The sequence below is a fragment of the Agrobacterium sp. 22-214-1 genome, from assembly GCF_053522465.1.
Genome location: NZ_JBNWCK010000004.1, coordinates 212056 through 232014, shown reverse-complemented (window position 1 = coordinate 232014; position 19959 = coordinate 212056). Strand labels below are relative to the sequence as shown.

18 protein-coding genes are annotated in these 19959 nt (G+C 60.9%); 12 read left to right on the top strand and 6 right to left on the bottom strand.

Annotated elements, in window-relative coordinates; all coding sequences use genetic code 11:
- Together ACQZ5G_RS17190 and ACQZ5G_RS17185 are read right to left on the bottom strand one after the other, a co-directional pair.
- The coding region (locus tag ACQZ5G_RS17190; protein ID WP_448738391.1) for an ice nucleation-like protein at positions 1–2158 on the bottom strand (2158 nt) is incomplete at its 3' end.
- Positions 2159–2919: 761 nt separating this feature from the next.
- The gene (locus tag ACQZ5G_RS17185; protein ID WP_448738390.1) at positions 2920–3813 is read right to left on the bottom strand and encodes a LysR family transcriptional regulator; all 894 of its coding nucleotides are present in this window, start codon (positions 3811–3813) and stop codon (positions 2920–2922) included.
- Positions 3814–3939: 126 nt separating this feature from the next.
- On the opposite strand from ACQZ5G_RS17185, the gene ACQZ5G_RS17180 reads away from it, so the two are divergent.
- The 3 genes from ACQZ5G_RS17180 to ACQZ5G_RS17170 are packed head-to-tail and all read left to right on the top strand — an operon-like array spanning position 3940 to position 6691.
- Entirely contained in the window at positions 3940–5127 is a 1188-nt protein-coding gene (locus tag ACQZ5G_RS17180; RefSeq protein ID WP_448738389.1) for an MFS transporter, read from the top strand.
- Positions 5124–5588 carry a cyclophilin-like fold protein gene (locus ACQZ5G_RS17175; RefSeq protein WP_448738388.1) on the top strand — a complete coding sequence of 155 codons (465 nt, stop codon included), beginning with the start codon at positions 5124–5126 and terminating at the stop codon, positions 5586–5588. The genes ACQZ5G_RS17180 and ACQZ5G_RS17175 overlap by 4 nt, the downstream gene beginning before the upstream one ends.
- A 23-nt stretch (positions 5589–5611) precedes the next feature.
- Positions 5612–6691, top strand: coding sequence for an alpha/beta hydrolase (locus ACQZ5G_RS17170; RefSeq protein WP_448738387.1), 1080 nt, complete (start codon positions 5612–5614; stop codon positions 6689–6691).
- A gap of 107 nt (positions 6692–6798) precedes the next feature.
- On the opposite strand, the gene ACQZ5G_RS17165 is transcribed toward ACQZ5G_RS17170, so the two are convergent.
- The gene (locus ACQZ5G_RS17165) at positions 6799–7698 is read right to left on the bottom strand and encodes a LysR family transcriptional regulator (protein WP_448738386.1); all 900 of its coding nucleotides are present in this window, start codon (positions 7696–7698) and stop codon (positions 6799–6801) included.
- Between the two features lie 119 nt (positions 7699–7817).
- Between ACQZ5G_RS17165 and ACQZ5G_RS17160 the strand changes: the two genes are divergently transcribed.
- The 6 genes from ACQZ5G_RS17160 to ACQZ5G_RS17135 all read left to right on the top strand — a co-directional run bounded on the left by ACQZ5G_RS17160 (position 7818) and on the right by ACQZ5G_RS17135 (position 14162).
- Entirely contained in the window at positions 7818–8750 is a 933-nt protein-coding gene (locus ACQZ5G_RS17160; protein WP_448738385.1) for a VOC family protein, read from the top strand.
- 143 nt (positions 8751–8893) lie between these two features.
- Positions 8894–9586, top strand: coding sequence for a hydrolase (locus tag ACQZ5G_RS17155; RefSeq protein WP_448738384.1), 693 nt, complete (start codon positions 8894–8896; stop codon positions 9584–9586).
- Positions 9587–9657: 71 nt separating this feature from the next.
- The gene (locus tag ACQZ5G_RS17150; protein WP_003523921.1) at positions 9658–9948 is read left to right on the top strand and encodes a XapX domain-containing protein; all 291 of its coding nucleotides are present in this window, start codon (positions 9658–9660) and stop codon (positions 9946–9948) included.
- Positions 9948–11930 carry an amidohydrolase family protein gene (locus ACQZ5G_RS17145; protein WP_448738383.1) on the top strand — a complete coding sequence of 661 codons (1983 nt, stop codon included), beginning with the start codon at positions 9948–9950 and terminating at the stop codon, positions 11928–11930. Before ACQZ5G_RS17150 ends, ACQZ5G_RS17145 begins: the two co-directional genes overlap by 1 nt.
- A 196-nt stretch (positions 11931–12126) precedes the next feature.
- Positions 12127–12567 (top strand): DoxX family protein, encoded by a 441-nt coding sequence (locus ACQZ5G_RS17140; protein ID WP_127758126.1) that lies wholly within the window; start codon positions 12127–12129, stop codon positions 12565–12567.
- Positions 12564–14162 carry an MFS transporter gene (locus tag ACQZ5G_RS17135; RefSeq protein WP_448738382.1) on the top strand — a complete coding sequence of 533 codons (1599 nt, stop codon included), beginning with the start codon at positions 12564–12566 and terminating at the stop codon, positions 14160–14162. The genes ACQZ5G_RS17140 and ACQZ5G_RS17135 overlap by 4 nt, the downstream gene beginning before the upstream one ends.
- Before the next feature lie 54 nt (positions 14163–14216).
- Here ACQZ5G_RS17135 and ACQZ5G_RS17130 read toward each other — a convergent pair whose 3' ends face one another.
- Positions 14217–14999, bottom strand: coding sequence for a pyrroline-5-carboxylate reductase (locus tag ACQZ5G_RS17130; protein ID WP_196378858.1), 783 nt, complete (start codon positions 14997–14999; stop codon positions 14217–14219).
- Positions 15000–15159: 160 nt separating this feature from the next.
- Positions 15160–16041 (bottom strand): alpha/beta hydrolase family protein, encoded by an 882-nt coding sequence (locus tag ACQZ5G_RS17125; protein WP_448738381.1) that lies wholly within the window; start codon positions 16039–16041, stop codon positions 15160–15162.
- 78 nt (positions 16042–16119) lie between these two features.
- Between ACQZ5G_RS17125 and ACQZ5G_RS17120 the strand changes: the two genes are divergently transcribed.
- Entirely contained in the window at positions 16120–16671 is a 552-nt protein-coding gene (locus tag ACQZ5G_RS17120) for a TetR/AcrR family transcriptional regulator (RefSeq protein WP_448738380.1), read from the top strand.
- 144 nt (positions 16672–16815) lie between these two features.
- A complete protein-coding gene (locus tag ACQZ5G_RS17115) occupies positions 16816–17427 on the top strand; it encodes a 3'-5' exonuclease (protein ID WP_448738379.1) in 612 nt (203 codons plus the stop codon).
- Positions 17428–17448: 21 nt separating this feature from the next.
- On the opposite strand, the gene ACQZ5G_RS17110 is transcribed toward ACQZ5G_RS17115, so the two are convergent.
- Positions 17449–18303: a LysR family transcriptional regulator gene (locus tag ACQZ5G_RS17110; RefSeq protein WP_003522061.1), complete on the bottom strand. Its 855-nt coding sequence runs from the start codon at positions 18301–18303 to the stop codon at positions 17449–17451.
- Positions 18304–18432: 129 nt separating this feature from the next.
- Between ACQZ5G_RS17110 and ACQZ5G_RS17105 the strand changes: the two genes are divergently transcribed.
- Positions 18433–19953, top strand: a complete 1521-nt coding sequence (locus ACQZ5G_RS17105; RefSeq protein ID WP_448738378.1) for an MFS transporter — start codon at positions 18433–18435, stop codon at positions 19951–19953.
- The last annotated feature ends 6 nt before the right edge of the window (positions 19954–19959 follow it).

The following is a 19959-nucleotide window of genomic DNA, read 5'->3' as shown; positions in this document are numbered from 1 at the left end:
TCGAGAAGGTGGCAAGGCTATCGGAAGTCAGGGCGTTGAGCTGTGCCGAAGACAGGCCGGCGATCTGCGTCTTGGTCAGTGCAGCGGCATTTTCGGTGCCGAGACCAGCCAGGGTAAGGCCGGCGACAGCATTGGCGCTGATGGCCTTGATTTCATCGGTCGAGAACAGTGCCAGTTCGGCGCTGCTCAGGGTTGCGACCTGAGCGGAGCTGAGGCCGGAAACCTGTTCCGAGCCAAGGGCCTTGATCTGGTCGGTCGACAGGGCTGCGAACTGTGCCGAGGACAGTGCCGTGATCTGCGTTTTGCTGAGGGCAGCGACGTTGCCGGTGCTCAGCTTGGTGACGTCGAGGCCGGCAAGGGCCTTGGTGCTGATCGCCTTGATCTCGTCGGTCGAGAAGGTGGCAAGGCTATCGGAAGTCAGGGCGTTGAGCTGTGCCGAAGACAGGCCGGCGATCTGCGTCTTGGTCAGTGCAGCGGCATTTTCGGTGCTGAGAGCAGCGAGCGCTGCTGCGGAAAGGCCAGCAACGGCGTTGGCGCTGATCGCCTTGATTTCATCGGTCGAGAACAGTGCCAGCTCGCTGCTGTTGAGGGTCGCTACCTGTGCGGAGCTGAGGCCGGCGACCTGATCGGAGTTGAGGGCCTTGATCTGGTCGGTCGACAGGGCTGCGAACTGTGCCGAGGACAGTGCTGCGGCCTGCGTTCTGCTCAGGGCGGCGACGTTGCCGGTGCTCAGCTTGCTGGCGTCGAGGCCGGCAAGGGCTCTGGCGCTGATGGCCTTGATCTCGTCGGTGGAGAAGGTGGCAAGGCTATCGGAAGTCAGGGCATTAAGCTGCGTCGAAGACAGGCCGGCGATCTGCGTCTTGGTCAGTGCAGCGGCATTTTCGGTGCTGAGAGCGGCGAGTGCAGCGGCGGAAAGACCGGCAATGCCGTTAGCGCTGATCGCCTTGATCTCGTCGGTCGAGAACAGTGCCAGTTCGCTGCTGCTGAGGGTCGCGATCTGTGCGGAGCTAAGGCCTGCGACCTGATCGGAGTTGAGGGCCGCGATCTGGTCGGTCGACAGGGCTGCAAACTGTGCAGAGGACAGTGCCGCCGCCTGCGTTCTGCTCAGCGCGGCAATGTTTCCGGTGCTCAGCTTGGTGACGTCGAGGCCGGCGAGGGCCTTGGTGCTGATGGCCTTGATTTCATCGGTGGAGAAAGTGGCAAGGCTCTCGGAAGACAGGGCGTTAAGCTGTGTCGAAGACAGGCCGGCGATCTGCGTCTTGGTCAGGGCGGCGGCGTTTTCAGTCCCGAGACCAGCCAGGGAAAGGCCGGCGACTGCATTGGCGCTGATGGCCTTGATTTCATCGGTCGAGAACAGTGCCAGCTCGCTGCTGTTCAGGGTTGCGACCTGAGCGGAGCTGAGACCGGCGACCTGATCGGAGTTGAGGGCCTTGATCTGGTCCGTCGAGAGGGCCGCGAACTGTGCGGAAGAAAGCGCCGAAATCTGCGTTCTGCTCAGGGCGGCGATGTTGCCGGTGCTCAGCTTGCTGACGTCGAGGCCGGCGAGGAGCTTGGTGCTGATAGCCTTGATCTCGTCGGCGGAGAAGGTGGCAAGGCTATCGGAGGACAGGGCGTTAAGCTGCGTCGAAGACAGGGCGGCGATCTGAGACTTTGTCAGGGCGGCGGCGTTTTCGGTGCTGAGAGCAGCGAGCGCTGCTGCGGACAGGCCGGCGATGGCGTTGGCGCTGATGGCCTTGATTTCGTCGGAAGAGAACAGCGCCAGTTCACTGCTGTTGAGGGTCGCAACCTGTGCGGAGCTGAGACCGGCGACCTGAGCCGAGTTGAGAGCCTTGATCTGGTCGGTTGAGAGGGCGTCGATCTGGCTGGTATAAAGCGCCGTAACCTGAGACGCCGACAGGCCGCTGATCTGAGCCGAGCTCAGCTTTGCGATCTGGGTCAGCGTCAGGCCCTTGAAGGCGCTTACCGAAATGGCGCGGAGATCTTCAGAGCTGAAAAGAGCAAGGTTATCTGTGCTCAAAGAAGCGATCTGAGACGACGAGAGGGCCTTGATCTTGGTGCTGTCCAGCGCATTCACGTCTTCCGAGGTTAGGCTGGCGATCGTGGAGGTGGAAAGCTTGGAAATCTGCACAGCAGACAGTGAGGAGAGAATCGAAGTCATGAACGTGTCCTTTACCGGATGGCGACTGGTCACGCCTATCTGCTGCCAGACACTGCCCGTGATGACAGCGGTCCGACATCCGCAAATAAAGCGAAATTGTGGAGAACATGGCTCATGTGAACCTGCGCTGGAAACGCATCATGCAATTCGAGCCGGAGAAGGGGGCCCGGATTTTCCACGCTAGCTTGTGCGAATGCCGCTTAATAATTTCTGCCGCTTAAGATTTTCGCGACGTGCGTGTCATATCAGGCCAACATTTAAAGCCTAGTTAATATTTGGAGGCGGCGCATTTTATTCTTGATGTTTGCGTATCTTAGAGTCTTATAGAGTATAAAATCACGAAGCTAACTGTCGATTCGATCAGCTTCCACTGCGGGCAATCAGACGTGACCGCTCACGGATAAGTAGTGTCCGTTTGGAGGGGCGAGAGCGCACGGGTTTGACCGTTATATTCGTCTAAAACTGTCCTGCGCTTCTTGCCGGGAGCTGACCCACCTATGTAACGGCTGCCAGAATCGGACAATGCTTTGCTTTGTCGCCTTTATTTCGGGTGCCGTGTAGTTGGTTTTTTTAAAGCGGAAGCTGTTATTTCCGGTTTCCGGGCCACGGCAATGCTTCGGACGGGCGGGCACGGCTCGTGCGATGATTCGGCGATGTGCCGATGGGGGAAACCGGGTGTCCAAGGCGCAATGACCCGCCACCAATGACGGGCTGGTTTGGTTTGACCCAGCTGCCCCTGGGTAAGACTTCAATCCCCGGTATCAGGCATGATGGCGCAGGGCTTCGATGATTACCTTCATCGCCGGAGACATCTGGCGCCTGCTGGCGTAATAGAGGTGATAGCCGGTGAAGGGTGCGCTCCAATTGTCCAGAACCGCCTGCAATCTCCCTTCGGCGATGTGCTCCTCGACAAGGTCTTCGGGAATATATGCGATCCCGTAGCCTTTCATCGCCGCGTCGATCTGGGAGATCGATGAGTTGAAGCTGAGTTGCCCGTCAACTCTGACCCGCAGTTCTCGCCCGTCCTTTTCAAACTCCCAGGTGTAAAATCCGCCCCAGGTGGCCTGACGCGTATTGATGCAGACATGGCCGACCAGATCCTGGGGTGTGGCAGGGATGCCGTGTCTGGCGAAATAGTCCGGCGAAGCCACGGCCCGGAGACGCCAGTCCGGACCGATCCTGACGGCAATCATGTCCCTGTCGACGCTCTCACCCAGTCGCACGCCGGCATCGAAGCGGTCCTCGACAATATTGCGCATGCCATTGTCGCTATAGAGTTCGACATGGATGTCAGGATAGTTGGTGAGCACGCGGCTCAGCTTCGGCCAGACGGTCGTTTGCAGGGCGTGATCGGACAATGTGAGGCGCACGGTGCCTGAGGGTTTTTCACGAAAGGCGACGAGGTCCGCCAGATCCGCCTCGATCCCCTGAAATCGCGGAGCGATGGACCAAAACAGGCGCTCGCCGGCTTCCGTGGTGGCCACGCTGCGTGTCGTCCGCGTCAGGAGCCGCACGCCCAGCCGGGCTTCCAGCTGCTTGATTGTGTAGCTCAATGTCGACTGCGATGTTCCAAGCGTCGCCGCAGCCTTTGTGAAGCTCCGCTCCTTCGCAACCTCCATGAACCAGAGGAGATCCTTCATGTCCTCTCGCTGCATCAAACCTCACCAATTAATATTGAATTTCGATAAGTCCATGCGAATTAGCATGGATTGTCCGCAAAGTCGCCCGGCAATATCTTGCCGCCATTGAAAGAAACCGGGATTTTAGTGGGATCTGGGCGAATGACACTCACTTATGACGAAGAGATGGGCAGCAGGCGCGCGGCATGGAGCGCCGTGCTTTGCATGACGCTCTGCGCCTTCGTATTGATCGCTTCGGAATTCATGCCCGTCAGCCTGCTGACGCCGATCGCCGCCGATCTCGGTGTTTCGGAAGGCAATACGGGGCAGGCGATCTCCGTCTCCGGCATCTTTGCGGTCATCACCAGCCTGTTCATTGCCGGCCTGACCCGGCGGCTCGACCGGCGTGTTGTCGTGCTCGGCCTGACGGCGCTGCTGATGTTGTCCGGCATAGTGGTCACCCTTGCACCGTCTTTCCCGGTTCTGATGCTTGGCCGCGCCTTGCTCGGCATTTCGATCGGCGGCTTCTGGTCGATGTCCACCGCCATCGTGATGCGTCTTGTCTCCCATGCCCAGGTGCCGAAAGCGCTTGCCCTGCTGAATGCCGGCAATGCGGTCGCGGCAACGGTTTCCGCCCCGCTCGGCAGCCTGCTGGGCGCCTATATCGGCTGGCGCGGCGCCTTCTTTCTTGTCGTGCCGATCGGCCTGCTTGCGCTCCTGTGGCAATGGATCGTCCTGCCGGAACTCCCGCCGCGGCGCGACTGCGCATCCACGAATGTCTTCAGGCTGCTTGGACGTCCAGCCGTCGCAGCGGGCATGATCGCGATCCTGCTGTTATTCATGGGGCAGTTCGCACTTTTCACCTATCTGCGGCCCTTTCTCGAACAGGTCACGCGGGTCGAAATCACGGTGCTGTCGCTGCTTCTGCTGGTGATGGGATTGGCCGGAGCGGTGGGAACATGGGTCATCGGTCGGCTGCTGCAACGCCGTCTCTTCAGCATTCTTGTGGTCATTCCGATGATGATGGCCGGTATCGCGCTCTCCATGGTCGTCTTTGGCGAAGCGGAACGTCCAGTCGTCGCCGCCCTTGTCGGCTGGGGTTTTCTTGGAACCGCCGCACCGGTTGGCTGGGGCACCTGGCTGAGCCGCATTCTGCCCGATGATGCCGAGGCCGGCGGCGGGCTGCAGGTTGCGGTCATTCAACTGGCGATCACGGCGGGGGCCTCTGTCGGCGGAATTTTATTCGACAGTTTCGGCTGGTGGTCCGCCTTCACGTTGAGCGCATTGCTGCTCTGCGGCTCCTCGCTTGCGTCTTTTGTCGCCTGGCGGCTGGCGCGGAGGCCATCATGAATGTTCGCCTCACCTCTTCCTCCAGACGCGTCCTGCTGGCGATGGCCGTCGCGTTCATTTTGCCCGTGCGGGCTTTGAGCAAAAACAGCCCTAACGATCAGGAGTGGAGCGACGTGAAGATCAAACTGACCTTCGGAGAAAACACGATGATGGCGACGCTCTACGACAATCCGTCGGCGCGCGATTTTGCATCCATGCTTCCGCTCGATCTCAAGATCGTCGACTTCGGCTCCAACGAGAAGATCGCCTATCTCCCTCGAAAGTTGACAGTCGAAGGCCATGGTCCGTTCGACAACGAGCGGCCTTACGACCTTTGTTATTACATGCCCTGGGGCAATCTCGCGATGTTCTATGCCGACTACAGGCATCCCGGCCTCATCCGGCTGGGACGCTTCGATGAAGGTTATGAAGCGCTCCATATCCCCGGGGAATTTCCGCTGCGCATTGAACGCGTCCAATGAACCGAACCACAGGAGTTCCCAGCATGAGCAAGCCAATCGAAACGAGTGAAACCTGCAATACCGGCAGGCGCAACCTGATGAAGGCAACGGGCATCGCCGTCGCCGCAATGGGCATGGTGCCGATGGCGGGTACGACACAGGCCTTCGCCCAAACCTCGACGTGGGACAAGGTCTTCCCGAAGAGCGACGATGTCGACCACCAGAAGGTCTCGTTCAGGAACCGCTACGGCATCACTCTCGTAGGCGATCTTTACCTGCCAAAGAACCGCGGAGCTGCGCCTTTGGCTGCTCTTGTCATCAGCGGTCCCTTTGGTGCCGTGAAGGAACAGTCGTCCGGCCTTTATGCACAGACCATGGCAGAGCGCGGATTTGCCACGCTGGCGTTCGATCCGTCCTATACCGGAGAAAGCGGCGGTGAGCCCCGGAACGTCGCGTCGCCGGATATCAATACCGAGGACTTCAGTGCCGCGGTCGACTATATCGGGCTGCAATCCTATGTGGATCGCGAGCGTATCGGCGTCATCGGCATCTGCGGCTGGGGCGGCATGGCGCTGAATGCCGTCGCAGTGGACAAGCGCGTGAAGGCAGTCGTGGCCAGCACCATGTATGACATGACGCGGGTGATGTCCAAAGGCTACAACGACAGCGTTACCCTCGAACAGCGCACGCAGGCGCTGGAGCAGATGAGCCGGCAGCGCTGGCAGGATGCGGAAAAGGGAAGCCCGGCCTATCAACCCCCTTATAACGATCTCAAGGGTGGCGAAGCGCAGTTCCTGATTGATTATCACGACTATTACCGGACACCGCGCGGTTACCATGCGCGTGCCGTCAACTCGGGCAATTCCTGGACGCAGACGACGCCATTGTCGTTCATGAACATGCCGATCCTGACTTACATTGCCGAAATATCGCCGCGCCCGGTGATGTTCATCCATGGGGAGAAAGCGCATTCCCGCTATTTCAGCGAGACCGCTTTCGCTGCGGCTGCCGAACCGAAGGAACTCGTGATCATTCCGGACGCCAACCATACGGACCTTTATGATCGCGCCGACAAGATCCCGTTCGACCGGATCGCCGCCTTCTTCAATCAGCATCTGGCGTAGAAGCCGATCATGAAAATGTGCGGCAGCCCAGGCTATCAGCTGCCGCCACATTATACCAGGCGCAGGCCGGCGCGCTCGTGCGCGTCGGCAGTGTGAGGCTGCCGGCTCTAGTCCAGCATCACCATATGCGCCGGCAACTGCTCTTCGAAAAATTTCGAGAAAGTCGCAATGCGGGGTGGCAGCGCCTGATAGGGCGGATAATAAAGCGTCAGCCAGAGTTCGGGCGGCGCCCAGCCGGGCAGCACATGAACGAGCCGGCCGCTATGGATATGTTCGGCGATATTAAATCCCGGCAGCAGGGCCACACCGGCACCTTCCGCTGCCATATCGGCCAGAACCTCACCGCTATTGGCGCTGAATGCGCGGCCGGCCGAGATGGCGATGCTCGATCCGCCATCTGACAGGACCCAGTTCTCCCGCCGGCTTTCACCGCTATAGGCAAGGCAATCGTCAGGGGTCAGCTCGCCCGGATGTTCCATCTGCGTGAACCGGCTGCCTGGGGCCGCCACCAATATTCTCGGCACGGCCCTGATCTTGCGCCAGATGGTGAATTTGTCCGATGGAGCCGACGAAATGCGGATCGCCAGATCGTAGTCGTCATCCACGATATTGACCAAGCCGTCCGAGAGCGAAATCTCGAAGCACATCTTCGGATAGCGTTCCCGAAAGCCGGACAGAATCGGCGGCAGCACCGTCTTGCCGAGCCATGTCGGCGCGCTGATCCTCAGACGCCCCTCATCGGCCTTATGGGCGTTGCGGACATCGCGCCGGGCATTCTCCAGGGCCTCGACCGCCGGCTGGATCTGTGCGGCGAAGACGGCCCCGTCCGTCGTCAAGGAAACCTGCCGGGTAGTGCGGACGAATAATTGCACACCCAGATCGTCTTCAAGCGCGGCAATCGCACGGGTGACGGCAGCTGCCGTCATGCCCAGTTCGCGGGCGACCTGCGCGAAGTTGCGCTTTTCGGCCGCCATCAGAAAGGTTTTGAGAGCTTTATGATCGTTCATCGCCATTATTTCAAAAATCGCAATTCATTCGAGAAAAATATTGCAATTCCGCGATGCAATCAAGCGGGTTACATCTTTGTCCATCGAAACGGACACACCAAAGACGAAAGGCGCCGACGATGATCAAGGATATCAAGGGCCTGCACCACGTCACCTCCATGGCGTCGGATGCGCGGCAGAACAACAGTTTCTTCACCGATACGCTCGGCCTGCGCCGGGTGAAGAAAACCGTCAACTTCGACGAACCCAGCGTCTATCACCTTTATTACGGCGACGAAAAGGGAACGCCCGGCACGGTCATGACCTATTTTCCCTTCGCCAACATGATGGCCGGCCGTCCCGGCGTCGGCGAAGTGGGCGAGACGCAGTTTTCCATTCCGAAGGGTTCGCTGGGTTTCTGGAAAGAGCGTCTCCTTGCCAAAGGCGCTGCCGGCGTTCAGGCCGACACGGTCTTCGGCGCCAATCGCCTGCGCTTCACCGGCCCCGATGGCGATGGTCTTGCTCTGATCGAAACAGGCGACGACGCCCGTGCTGCCTGGCTGGCCGAGGGAATTTCCGAAGACAACGCCATACGCGGTTTCACCGGCGCACGGTTCAATTTGCATGACACTGCCGCAACCGAAGAACTGCTGCGTTTCATGGGTTATGAGCGGACTGATGTTGAAGGCAATGTGACGCGTTTCGTCATTCCCGGCGGCAACGGGGCAGATACGATCGATCTTGCGGCCCTGCCCAAGACACCCTTTGCCCGTTCGGGAGCGGGCTCGGTCCACCATATCGCCTTCGCAGTCGAAAACCGCGAGAAGCAGCTGGAAGTGCGCAAGGCGCTGATGGATACGGGCTATCAGGTCACGCCCGTCATCGACCGCGATTATTTCTGGGCGATCTATTTCCGCACGCCGGGCGGCATCCTGTTCGAGATCGCCACCAATGAACCCGGTTTCGACCGCGACGAGGATACCGCGCATCTGGGCGAAGCGCTCAAGCTGCCGAACCGCTACGAGCCTTTCCGCAACCAGATCGAGGCGAACCTCGCTCCGCTTGCAGCATAAAGCGGGTCTCTGATCCGCATCCACTGACCAAGATAGATCCTCGCTTTTCAAGACGGCTGCCCCCGCCGGGCAGCCGGCCGGCGAAGCCTTCTCAATTTCCACCGCCGCAGACCGGCAACCACCACCTGAACGGAGAACTGAAAATGTCCAAGCTCGAAGTCCTTACCCCCGCCAACAGCCAGCTCATCTTCATCGACCAGCAGCCGCAGATGGCTTTCGGTGTGCAGTCGATCGACCGCCAGACCCTGAAGAACAATGTCGTCGGCCTCGCCAAGGCGGCAAAGATTTTCAATATCCCGACGACCATCACCACGGTCGAAACGGAAAGCTTCTCCGGCAACACCTTTCCGGAGCTGCTCGCGGTCTTCCCGGAAAACGACATTCTCGAGCGCACCTCGATGAACTCCTGGGACGACCAGAATGTCCGCGATGCGCTGGCGAAGAATGCGGCGGCCGGCCGCAGGAAGATCGTCGTCTCCGGCCTCTGGACGGAAGTGTGCAACACCACCTTCGCGCTCTCCGCACTCCACGATGTCGCGGATTACGAAATCTACATGGTGGCGGACGCCTCCGGCGGCACCTCCGTCGATGCGCATAAATATGCCATGGACCGCATGGTGCAGGCCGGCATCATTCCCGTGACCTGGCAGCAGGTGCTGCTCGAATGGCAGCGCGACTGGGCACGCAAGGAAACCTATGACGCCGTCACTGCACTGGTGAAGGAACATTCCGGCGCCTACGGCATGGGCATCGATTATGCCGTCACCCATGTCCATGGCGGTGAAGAACGCGTCAAGCACGGCAAGCGCATCGGCCCCAACCCGGCCAAGAAATAAGCTTTCAACCACGCCGCGCCGGCAGGATCGTCATCCAGCCCGGTGCGGCTTTCACCCATCAGGAGGTTCCCATGAAAGTCTATCTTCTGTCCCTTGGCGCCGGCCTGCTGGTCGGCATCGTCTACAGCCTGCTCAATGTGCGTTCTCCCGCACCGCCCGTCATCGCCCTCGTCGGCCTGCTCGGCATCCTGGTTGGAGAGCAGATCATTCCCTTCGCGAAGACGATTGCCGGCAAGGAACCGGCCGTCGTTTCGTGGATCAACCAGATCAAGCCGCACATGTTCGGCCATATGCCGAAGGGTGGCGCTGAAACCACGGGTCTCGCCGAAGTTAAACAGCCGACCGAGCGGGAGAGAAGCTGATGCCGACACGACGCACCTTTCTTGGCGCGGCCTCGAGCCTTGCCTTTCCGAATCTGTTTTCACCGGCTAAGGCCGCTGATCCCATCAAGACCGGAGGTTCTTCCATGCATCCAGATACGATCCTTCACAACGGCCGCGTCACGACGCTCGACCGCGGCAATCCGAATGCAACGGCAGTCGCCATCAAGGACGGCCTGTTTCTGGAGGTGGGAAGCGACGCCGAGGTCATGGCCCTTGCCGGGCCGGATACGAAGATCATCGACCTGAAGGGCAAGCGGGTTCTGCCCGGCCTGATCGACAACCACACCCACGTCGTGCGCGGTGGCCTGAACTTCAATATGGAACTGCGCTGGGACGGCGTGCGCTCGCTTGCCGATGCCATGGACATGCTGAAGCGTCAGGTGGCGATCACGCCAGCCCCGCAATGGGTGCGCGTCGTGGGCGGTTTCACCGAGCATCAATTCGTCGAAAAGCGCCTGCCGACCATCGAGGAAATCAATGCGGTGGCGCCGGATACGCCGGTCTTCCTGCTGCATCTTTACGACCGGGCGCTGCTGAACGGCGCAGCGCTTCGCGCCGTCGGTTACACCAAGGATACGCCGAACCCGCCCGGCGGCGAGATCACTCGCGACGCGAACGGCAATCCGACCGGCCTGCTGCTCGCCAAGCCGAATGCCGGCATCCTCTATTCGACGCTTGCCAAGGGGCCGAAGCTGCCGCTCGATTATCAGGTCAATTCCACCCGCCACTTCATGCGCGAGCTGAACCGGCTGGGCGTGACCGGCGTGATCGATGCGGGCGGCGGCTTCCAGAATTACCCTGACGATTACGAGGTGATCCAGAAACTGTCGGATGAGAACCAGATGACGGTTCGGCTGGCCTACAACCTCTTCACGCAGAAGCCGAAACAGGAGAAGGAAGATTTCCTCAACTGGACTTCGTCGGTCAAATACAAGCAGGGCAACGACTATTTCCGGCACAATGGCGCAGGCGAAATGCTGGTCTTTTCCGCTGCCGATTTCGAGGATTTCCGCCAGCCGCGCCCGGACATGCCGCCGGAAATGGAAGGCGAGCTCGAAGACGTCGTCCGCATTCTGGCGGAAAACCGCTGGCCGTGGCGTCTGCACGCCACCTATGACGAGACGATTTCGCGGGCGCTCGATGTCTTCGAAAAGGTCAACCGGGATATCCCGCTCGAAGGCCTGAACTGGTTCTTCGATCATGCCGAAACCATCTCCGACCGCTCCATCGACCGTATCGCAGCCCTTGGCGGTGGCATCGCCACCCAGCACCGCATGGCCTATCAGGGCGAATATTTCGTCGAGCGTTATGGTCAGGGCGTGGCGGAAGCCACGCCGCCGATTGCGCGGATGCTGGAAAAGGGCGTGAACGTTTCGGCCGGTACGGATGCAACGCGCGTCGCCTCCTATAATCCCTGGGTGTCGCTGTTCTGGATGGTGACGGGCAAGACGGTCGGCGGCATGCAGCTTTATCCGCGCGCCAATTGCCTCGACCGCGAGACGGCGCTGCGCATGTGGACCGAAAAAGTCACCTGGTTCTCGAACGAGGAGGGCAAGAAGGGCCGCATCGAAAAAGGCCAGTTCGCCGATCTCGTGGTGCCGGACAAGGATTATTTCTCCTGCGCGGAAGATGAGATTTCCTTTCTCACCTCGGAACTGACCATGGTGGGCGGCAAGATCGTTTATGGCGCCGGTGACTTCAGAAAGCTGGATGAAAGCAATATTCCGCCGGCCATGCCCGACTGGTCGCCTGTGCGAACCTTCGGCGGTTATGCCGCCTGGGGAGAGCCGCAGGGCGCTGGAAAGAATTCGCTCAGACGCGCAGCCATCTCCTCCTGCGGCTGTGCCAATGATTGCGGCGTTCACGGCCACGACCACGCCGGCGCATGGACGTCGAAATTGCCGATTGCCGATCTGAAGGGCTTTTTCGGAGCGCTGGGCTGCTCCTGCTGGGCAGTCTGAGCCCGGCCAACACAAAAATCCACCGGGCAGCGGATAGCTGCTGCCCGGCCTGGCGTGAATGGGATAATGTTGCAAATTACGCAATTATATCGAAACTATTGATGCAATTGTTGGCGGTAATCCTTTGCGCCAATATCGCTCCATCAGATGAACGCAGCGCCGCTCGAACCGACCGGCCAGATCGCAGGAGCAGAAAATGACCGAGCCGTCTTCAACCCTTCGCCTTCGCGGGCTTCTCGCGGATATCGTTGCCGCACCCGCCACAAAAACCCTAGCGCTTCTGGCGCTCTGCTCGGCCTATATTCAGGGGCCGCTGACCAAGATCTTCGACTTTCCCGGTGCGATTGCGGAGATGAACCATTTTGGCCTTCAGCCGGCGGTCGCATTCGCTGTCGTCGTCATCCTGTTCGAGCTCACCGCCTCCGCTCTGGTGGTGTCGGGCTTCCTGCGCTGGGCCGGTGCGCTGGCGCTTGCAGGCTTCACGCTTCTCGCCACCTTCATCGCTCTCCGCTTCTGGGAAATGGCGCCCGGCATGGACCGCATGATGGCCACCAACGCCTTCTTCGAACATCTTGGCCTTGCCGGCGCCTTCATCATCGTCGCCGCAATCGATCTCACGAAAGGAACAGGCAAATGAGTGCCGCAAAATCCTCCGCGAGCAGCTTTGCTCCCCTTGCACAACCGGTTTTCGCGGTCCTCTGGGCGGCGACGGTGCTCGGCAATACCGGCAGTTTCATGCGTGATGTCGCCAGTTCATGGTTGATGACCGATCTTTCCGCCTCGCCGGCGGCCGTCGCCATGGTTCAGGCGGCCGGAACCCTGCCGATCTTTCTTCTGGCGATCCCGGCCGGCGTGCTGACCGATATTCTCGACCGCCGCAAATTCCTGATCGCCGTGCAGCTTCTGCTGGCCTCGGTCAGCGTCACCCTCATGGTTCTTTCCCATACCGGCCTGTTGTCCGTCAGCGCGCTGATCGGGCTCACCTTCCTCGGCGGCATCGGTGCGGCGCTGATGGGGCCGACCTGGCAGGCCATCGTGCCGGAACTGGTGAAACGTGAGGATATCAAAAGCGCCGTGGCGCTGAACTCGCTGGGCATCAACATCGCCCGTTCCATCGGTCCCGCCGCCGGCGGCATCCTTCTTGCGGCCTTCGGGGCGGCCTTCACCTATGGCGCCGATGTCGCAAGCTATTTCGTGGTCATCGCCGCGCTTCTATGGTGGCCGCGGGCAAAGAACGCCAATGATGCACTGGCCGAAGGTTTCTTCGGCGCATTCCGGGCAGGCCTTCGTTACACCCGCGCCAGCCGGCCGCTGCATGTCGTCCTGTTGCGGGCAGCAATCTTCTTTGCTTTTGCCAGTGCCGTCTGGGCGCTGCTGCCTCTGGTCGCCCGGCAATTGCTCGGCGGAAATGCAAGCTTCTACGGTATCCTGCTCGGTGCTGTCGGGGCCGGCGCCATCGGCGGTGCGCTGGTCATGCCGAAGCTGCGCGACCGGTTCGATGCCGATGCCCTGCTGCTGGGTGCGGCTCTCACCACCGCGCTCGTCATGGCCGGCCTGTCCTTCGCGCCGCCAAAATGGCTTGCCATCGTCATCCTGCTGTTTCTCGGCGGTGCCTGGATCACGGCGCTGACAACGCTTAATGGCGCAGCCCAGGCGATCTTGCCGAACTGGGTACGCGGCCGCGGTCTCGCCGTCTATCTCACCGTCTTCAACGGTGCGATGACAGCGGGCAGCATCGGCTGGGGTGCGGTGGGCGAGGCGGCGGGCGTGCCGGGCACGCTGCTCATCGGTGCGGCCGGCCTTTTCATTGCCGGTCTCGTCATGCACCGCCTGAAACTGCCTGCGGGCGATGCGGATATGGTGCCGTCCAACCATTGGCCCGAACCGCTCGTTGCCGAGCCGGTGGCCCATGATCGCGGCCCGGTTCTGATCCTCATCGAATATAATGTCGAAAAGCATCACCGCTCCGCTTTCCTGCATGCACTGGATGAGCTTTCGCAGGAACGCCGGCGCGATGGCGCCTATGGCTGGGGTGTGACGGAAGACTCCGCCGATCCGCAGAAGATCGTCGAATGGTTCATGGTGGAATCCTGGGCCGAGCATCTGCGCCAGCACAAGCGCGTTTCCCATGCCGATGCGGATTTGCAGGGCAAGGTGCTGGCTTATCATTCCGGGCTGGAAAAGCCGGTGGTGCGGCACTTCCTCACAATCAACCGTCCGGGAAAGGCGTAAAACGGAAAGGGGCCGAAAAGGCCCCTTTTTCGTTGTTGCCATGCGATTGTCCGATTATTGCGTAATCCGCTCCAGCACACGGCTCAGCGCATCTTTCAGCGCCCCCGAACCGCCCTTGCCGTCGAAATCCAGCAGCACCTGCTCGTTGAGGCCGCCTTTGGTGGCGAATTCACGGCTGAGATCGATGAAATCCGTCCTGCTGCCGGCAAGCAGGGCCACCTCGGAGAGGCCGGCAAAGAGGGGTGCGAGATAAGCTCGCCCCTTTTCTTCCGGCAGACCGTTCTCGGCAAGCCATTCCGTCGTCGTTTGCATGATGCCGAAATAGGTGGCCATCAAAGCGCTGGCGGCGGCCAGAAGATCGTATTCCGCCTTGGTTTCGCATTCCACCGCATTGCCGAGCACGTTGAAAATAGCAGCCGTATCCGTATCGGCAGGATAAATGGCGGTGACGCCCTTGCGCCGGGCAACGAAGGGCAGCGGGATCGCCTGGCTGAGACGCACATCCGCGCCGATCCAGTCCAGAAGCGCCTCACGGCCGGTTGCGGCAACGACGCTGACGATCTTCTGCCCGTCCCGGAACCGCAGGGGCCGGATGACTTCTTCAGCGATCTGCGGCCGGATAGCCAGCATGACGGTATCGCAGCCGTCGACGATTGCCTGATTATCGCCGGAGACGATCACCTGCGGGAAATCGGCGGCAAGTCTCGCGGAGATATCGGCACTGCGCTGGGACACCATGACATGCGGCACGGCGGCAGGTCTGGCGAGCAGGCCCCTGACCATCGCATCGGTGATGGCTCCCGTTCCGATAAAACCGATTTTCTGGGGAAGTGACATGATTGCTCCGCTGCGGCGTTTCGCGTGATGCTAATTTTTCCGTCCGGAATTGTCGACAAGCAGAGGGGGAAATTTGCGGTCGAGGCGGAGCCGCACCCGGTTTATGCCGGCTGATCGATACGGTCACGGACCGGAACACGGCCAATCGGGCGCCGTAAAATCAATGCGCATCCTTCCCGGTGGGCGTTTCTTCCAGCCCCAATATCGCCGGCCATGCCGGTGCTGCACGCTCCGACATGACCTCGATATGGCGCAGCGAGGTGAGACCGAATTCTTCCGGGCGCAGGGTTCTGCGGTTGACGCTTCCCTGCGGGAAAACGTCGGCATAACGCCAGACGGCGGCGGGCGGCACCACCACATCGTCCGCCATCGTCATCATGCGCAGATCGAAGCGGGTGGCGGAAAAATCCGGTTCTGGCAGCGATTTGCCGATATCGCGCCGGAAGAAATCCCGGCTCGTGCACCAGCGCCGCCATTGCCAGTAGATTCCGGCGGGTAGATCCGCACCCAGCAGCAGCCTTCGGCCTGGAAGGTAGCCCGCGAGTGTCGTGCTGACAGGCCCGAGCAGATACCAGAAGGCGATGACCGTGGGCCGATAGGTCCATGGATGGTCGCTGACATGGGCAAAGCCCGAACCGATGGTGATGACACGCTCAAGCCGTTCGTCATGGCGTCGAAAAGGAAATGTCAGCCCGCCGAGGGAATGGCCGAGCAGCCAGAGGGGGCCTTCCGGTGCGATCTGGCAAAGTGCGGCCTCGGCTGCCGTCTGATCGGCAATTCCCCAGTCGGCCATCGTGGCCCGGCTTTCGCGGACGGAGCGTTGTCGGGATGCGCCGAAATCGCGATAATCATAGGTCAGGACACCGATGCCCTGAGCGGCCGCCCATGTGGCGAAGGCGCGGTAATAGCGCGCCGGAACACCCGTTGCGCCGTGAAGGACAAGATGCGCGCGGGCTGGTCCCCTGGGCGGAAAGAACCGGCCGGCGAGCCTGTGCCCTTCTGAAACAATGTCGATCTCCCGGCTCTCTGCAATATCAGTCATCCATCCCTTCCTCCTCCTGGACCGTTTGGTCTAATAACATCTCTGGACCAAACGGTCTACAGCGCTTAAAACAGGTGAATGGACGAAAGCAAGAACCGCCACGCTCTGATACGGGCCACCTCCGCGCTGTTTCGGCGGCGCGGTTATGCGGGTGTGGGACTGGCTGAAATTCTCGCGGAGACGGGCCTGCCGAAAGGCTCTCTCTATTATCATTTTCCCGGTGGCAAGGAGCAGCTTGCCGCCGAGGCGACGCGATGGGCGGGCCGGAAGGTGGCAGAGCTGATCGATGCGAGTTTCGAGGGCGCGGAGAGCTTCGCTTCGGGCTCGGTGGCGCTGTGCCGTGCGATAGCCCGCCTCTCGCAGGAAAATGGCCGTATCATGGGTTGCCCGGTGCTCAGCATCATTCAGGCCGGCGATGAAAAGCCCGATTTGCGCCAGATCGGTGCGGATGTTCTCAACGACTGGACCGCAAGGATCGCAGCTCAGGCAAGGCGCCTGGGCAGTCACGATCCGCAGACCGATGCCGAAAGACTGGTGATCGGGCTGCAGGGCGCGTGGGTTGTTTCACTGGCCCGTCAGAACCTGACATCGTTCGAAACGCTGGAGAGCAGCCTGCTTCAGTCTGCCTAGGCGTATGCCGGTGCGTTTTCACGCGGAGGCCTGATTGGAGCCATGGGTGGTCCCGGTTGCTGAAGGCCGGGAAGCGGATGAAAAGCACGGCTACCTTAGACTGATCGTGCTTGTTGTCGTTGCTCAAGGACAGGGGAATCATCGATGAAAAAAGCAATCATATTCGACTGCGAGTTCCTCTGCCTGGAAGGTTCCCAGCGCAGGTTCTGGTGTGCGGCTCATGATCCCGATCCGGTCATTGCGCAGATTGGCGCCGTCAGGCTTGGGCTGGAGGGCGATTTTCCGCTTCTGGGGACCTATAAGGCCTATATATGTCCGGTCGACCGTCATGGCGGAAGATATGCGATCGATCCGTTCTTCACCCGGCTGACGGGTATCACGGGGGAGATCATCGAAGCGGAAGGCGTTCCCTTGCAGGAGGCCCTTTCAAGCTTCGACAGTTTCTCGGAAGGTGCCCAATGCTGGTCATGGGGCAAGGACGAGCTGAATATGGTGGCGATCAGCTGTTATGTCGCCGGCATACAGCCGCCCATCCCTGCCGGGCGCTTCGACAATGCCGTCAAACTTCTGCTTGCAGCGGGAATGCCGGTGGAGGACCTGGCAAAAACGCCGAGCAACAGGCTGGCTGATTATTACGGCGTCGAGCATCCGCCATTGCAGGGGCACGATGCGCTCGATGATGCGCTTTCGGTTTCCCATACGCTGCAACATCTGCTGAGGGGCGGGAAACTGAGGCCGGAAGCGTTCGGCGTTTAGCCGGTGTCAGGCGGGATTGCGTCACGATCCCGGCCGATGTTCGCGAAAGGCGGCGGCGAGCGTGCGTAAGGCTTCCCGGGATCTGCTGTCCGTCAGGGTGGAGAACATGATGATTTCCGTGGAGGGCAGGGGCGGCAGGCCAAAACGCTGGCTGACCTCCACTGTGCCGGGCGGTGCGAGGCGTGAAGAGAAGGCGGAAACCGCAAGCCCGGCCGAGACGGCAGCGGTCACCATCGACGATGTGCCGCCAAGAAACACCTCCGTCCACGCAATCGCAGCCGCGTCCAGGGCACGGGTGGCGATGTCACGCACGCCACAGGCGGGCGAGAGCGCCGCCAGCCGCAGCGGTTCACCCTGACGGTGTTCGAATTGCGGGGTTGCATACCAGCCGAAATGTTCCGGCCCGAGCACCTCGCCGTCGCGCCGGTCGTCCTCGCGCCGGATGATTGCCGCATCGATCTCGCCACGGTCGAAGGCGTCCAGCAGGGATCGGGAATGATCCATGCGCACTTCGATCGTAAGCCCGGGGTCGTGGTCGTTGAGACGTGCAAGCAGGGTCGGAACCTCCGGTCCCGCCACATGGGCGGCGATGCCAAGGCCGAAGCGGCGGCGCGGGGAGGAAAGACCCGCCAGCGCCCGGTCATGCGCAGCGAGAAACTCGCGGGCGGGCGCCAGAAACACCGCGCCCTGCGCTGAGAGCCGCACTGAGCGCGGTGTGCGTTCGAGCAGCCGCTGGCCAAGCCTGTCTTCCAGCCGCTTGAGCTTGACGCTGATGGCGCCCTGGGTGGTTCCGAGCGCTTCGGCAGCGCGGGTGAAGCTCTGCATATCGGCGATGGTAACGAAGGCTTCGACGGCCTCCACATCCAGCGTGCTCATATCCATTATTCCAATTTGTTGTCTCTGAAATAGACAATCATCCAATTCAGTTATGGTCAAGCTTTGTCTAGCGTGCCTCCTCCACAGATCGGTTTTCGCATTGCGGGCCGACCCATGAAAGGCTGAAGAATGACCCTTGCCGTTACCGCCCCAGCGGGCAGCAGAAGCGCCATGGCGCTCGCTGCCGTTTGTCTCTCCGCCCTGATGTTCGGACTGGAAATTTCCAGCGTTCCGGCGATCCTGCCAACACTCGAACAGGTGCTGCATGCGGATTTCCGCCAGCTTCAGTGGATCATGAACGCCTATACCATCGGCGTGACGATGGTGCTGATGGCGACGGGGGCGCTGGCAGATCGCTTCGGCCGCAAACGTGTCTTTATCGCCAGCATCGTCGCTTTCGCGCTTTCCTCTCTGGCCTGCGGAATGACGGAAAACGTCTCGGTGCTGATCGGCGCCCGCTTCCTTCAGGGGCTGAGCGGCGGGGCAATGCTGGTGTGCCAGATCGCCATACTGTCGCATCAGTTTCGCACGGCCCGCGAACGCGGCATGGCGTTCGGCTGGTGGGGCATCGTCTCGGGCGTGGGGCTGGGCTTCGGCCCGATCATCGGCGGCGCCATCGTTGCGCTGTGGCGCTGGGAATGGGTGTTCCTCGTTCACGTCGTGCTTGGCGCGGGAACATGGCTGCTTGCCGTGGGCGGCGTCGGAGAATCGCGCGATCCGGAAGCGGCGCGTCTCGATCTTGCCGGCATGCTCACCCTTTCGGTCGCCGTTTTTTGCCTTGCCTTTTTCATCACCCAGGGACCCGCGCTCGGTTTTGTGAGCCCGGCGGCGCTTCTGATCCTCGGCGTCGCGGCTGCTAGCTTCATTGCCTTCGTGATTGCTGAAAAGCTTAGTTCAAGACCGATGTTCGACTTCTCCGTGTTCCGCATCAGGCCTTTTTCCGGGGCGATCATCGGTTCGGCGGCGATGAATATCAGCTTCTGGCCGTTCATGATCTATCTGCCGATCTGGTTTCAGGCGGGCCTCGGTTATGACAGCGTCACCGCCGGCCTCGGCCTGCTTGCCTATACGCTGCCGGCGCTGGTGATGCCGCCGCTGGCGGAGCGCCTGTCGCTGCGCTATCAGCCGCGCCTCGTCATTCCGGCCGGGCTGTTCACCATCGGCCTCGGTTTCATGCTGATGAAATTGGGAAGCGGCATCGAAAATGCGAGCTGGCTCACCATGCTGCCCGGCTGCATCCTCGCCGGTATCGGGCTCGGGCTGACCAATACGCCTGTTACCAACACCACCACGGGAGCGGTTTCCCCCGCCCGTTCCGGCATGGCCTCGGGCATCGACATGAGCGCACGGATGATTTCGCTCGCCATCAACATCCCGATCATGGGCTTTATTCTGGTGGAGGGCGTCCGGGCTTCGCTTCGGGCGAATCTGTCGTCCGGTGCGGATGTGCATGAATTGCAGTCGCTGGCGGAAAAGATCGCGGCGGGAACTGCCGGCGCCTCGGCGCGGGGCGTTTCGGAAGAACTTGTCCATCGGGCGCTTGCGGATGGCTTCGGCCTCGTCATGCTCTATGCCGGCATCAGCGTCTGGCTGCTCGCCGCCATCAGCTTCATGATCTTCGGCCCGGCGCGAAAGCCTGCCCAAGGTTAGGCGACG

Bases quoted from the DNA above. Each gene is read 5' to 3' on its own strand.
- ACQZ5G_RS17180 (WP_448738389.1), top strand. From the start codon at position 3,940: ATGACACTCACTTATGACGAAGAGATGGGCAGCAGGCGCGCGGCATGG.
- ACQZ5G_RS17185 (WP_448738390.1), bottom strand. From the start codon at position 3,813: ATGCAGCGAGAGGACATGAAGGATCTCCTCTGGTTCATGGAGGTTGCG.
- ACQZ5G_RS17170 (WP_448738387.1), top strand. From the start codon at position 5,612: ATGAGCAAGCCAATCGAAACGAGTGAAACCTGCAATACCGGCAGGCGC.
- ACQZ5G_RS17150 (WP_003523921.1), top strand. From the start codon at position 9,658: ATGAAAGTCTATCTTCTGTCCCTTGGCGCCGGCCTGCTGGTCGGCATC.
- ACQZ5G_RS17125 (WP_448738381.1), bottom strand. From the start codon at position 16,041: ATGACTGATATTGCAGAGAGCCGGGAGATCGACATTGTTTCAGAAGGG.
- ACQZ5G_RS17130 (WP_196378858.1), bottom strand. From the start codon at position 14,999: ATGTCACTTCCCCAGAAAATCGGTTTTATCGGAACGGGAGCCATCACC.
- ACQZ5G_RS17145 (WP_448738383.1), top strand. From the start codon at position 9,948: ATGCCGACACGACGCACCTTTCTTGGCGCGGCCTCGAGCCTTGCCTTT.
- ACQZ5G_RS17105 (WP_448738378.1), top strand. From the start codon at position 18,433: ATGACCCTTGCCGTTACCGCCCCAGCGGGCAGCAGAAGCGCCATGGCG.
- ACQZ5G_RS17140 (WP_127758126.1), top strand. From the start codon at position 12,127: ATGACCGAGCCGTCTTCAACCCTTCGCCTTCGCGGGCTTCTCGCGGAT.
- ACQZ5G_RS17120 (WP_448738380.1), top strand. From the start codon at position 16,120: ATGGACGAAAGCAAGAACCGCCACGCTCTGATACGGGCCACCTCCGCG.
- ACQZ5G_RS17175 (WP_448738388.1), top strand. From the start codon at position 5,124: ATGAATGTTCGCCTCACCTCTTCCTCCAGACGCGTCCTGCTGGCGATG.
- ACQZ5G_RS17110 (WP_003522061.1), bottom strand. From the start codon at position 18,303: ATGAGCACGCTGGATGTGGAGGCCGTCGAAGCCTTCGTTACCATCGCC.
- ACQZ5G_RS17155 (WP_448738384.1), top strand. From the start codon at position 8,894: ATGTCCAAGCTCGAAGTCCTTACCCCCGCCAACAGCCAGCTCATCTTC.
- ACQZ5G_RS17165 (WP_448738386.1), bottom strand. From the start codon at position 7,698: ATGAACGATCATAAAGCTCTCAAAACCTTTCTGATGGCGGCCGAAAAG.
- ACQZ5G_RS17115 (WP_448738379.1), top strand. From the start codon at position 16,816: ATGAAAAAAGCAATCATATTCGACTGCGAGTTCCTCTGCCTGGAAGGT.
- ACQZ5G_RS17160 (WP_448738385.1), top strand. From the start codon at position 7,818: ATGATCAAGGATATCAAGGGCCTGCACCACGTCACCTCCATGGCGTCG.
- ACQZ5G_RS17135 (WP_448738382.1), top strand. From the start codon at position 12,564: ATGAGTGCCGCAAAATCCTCCGCGAGCAGCTTTGCTCCCCTTGCACAA.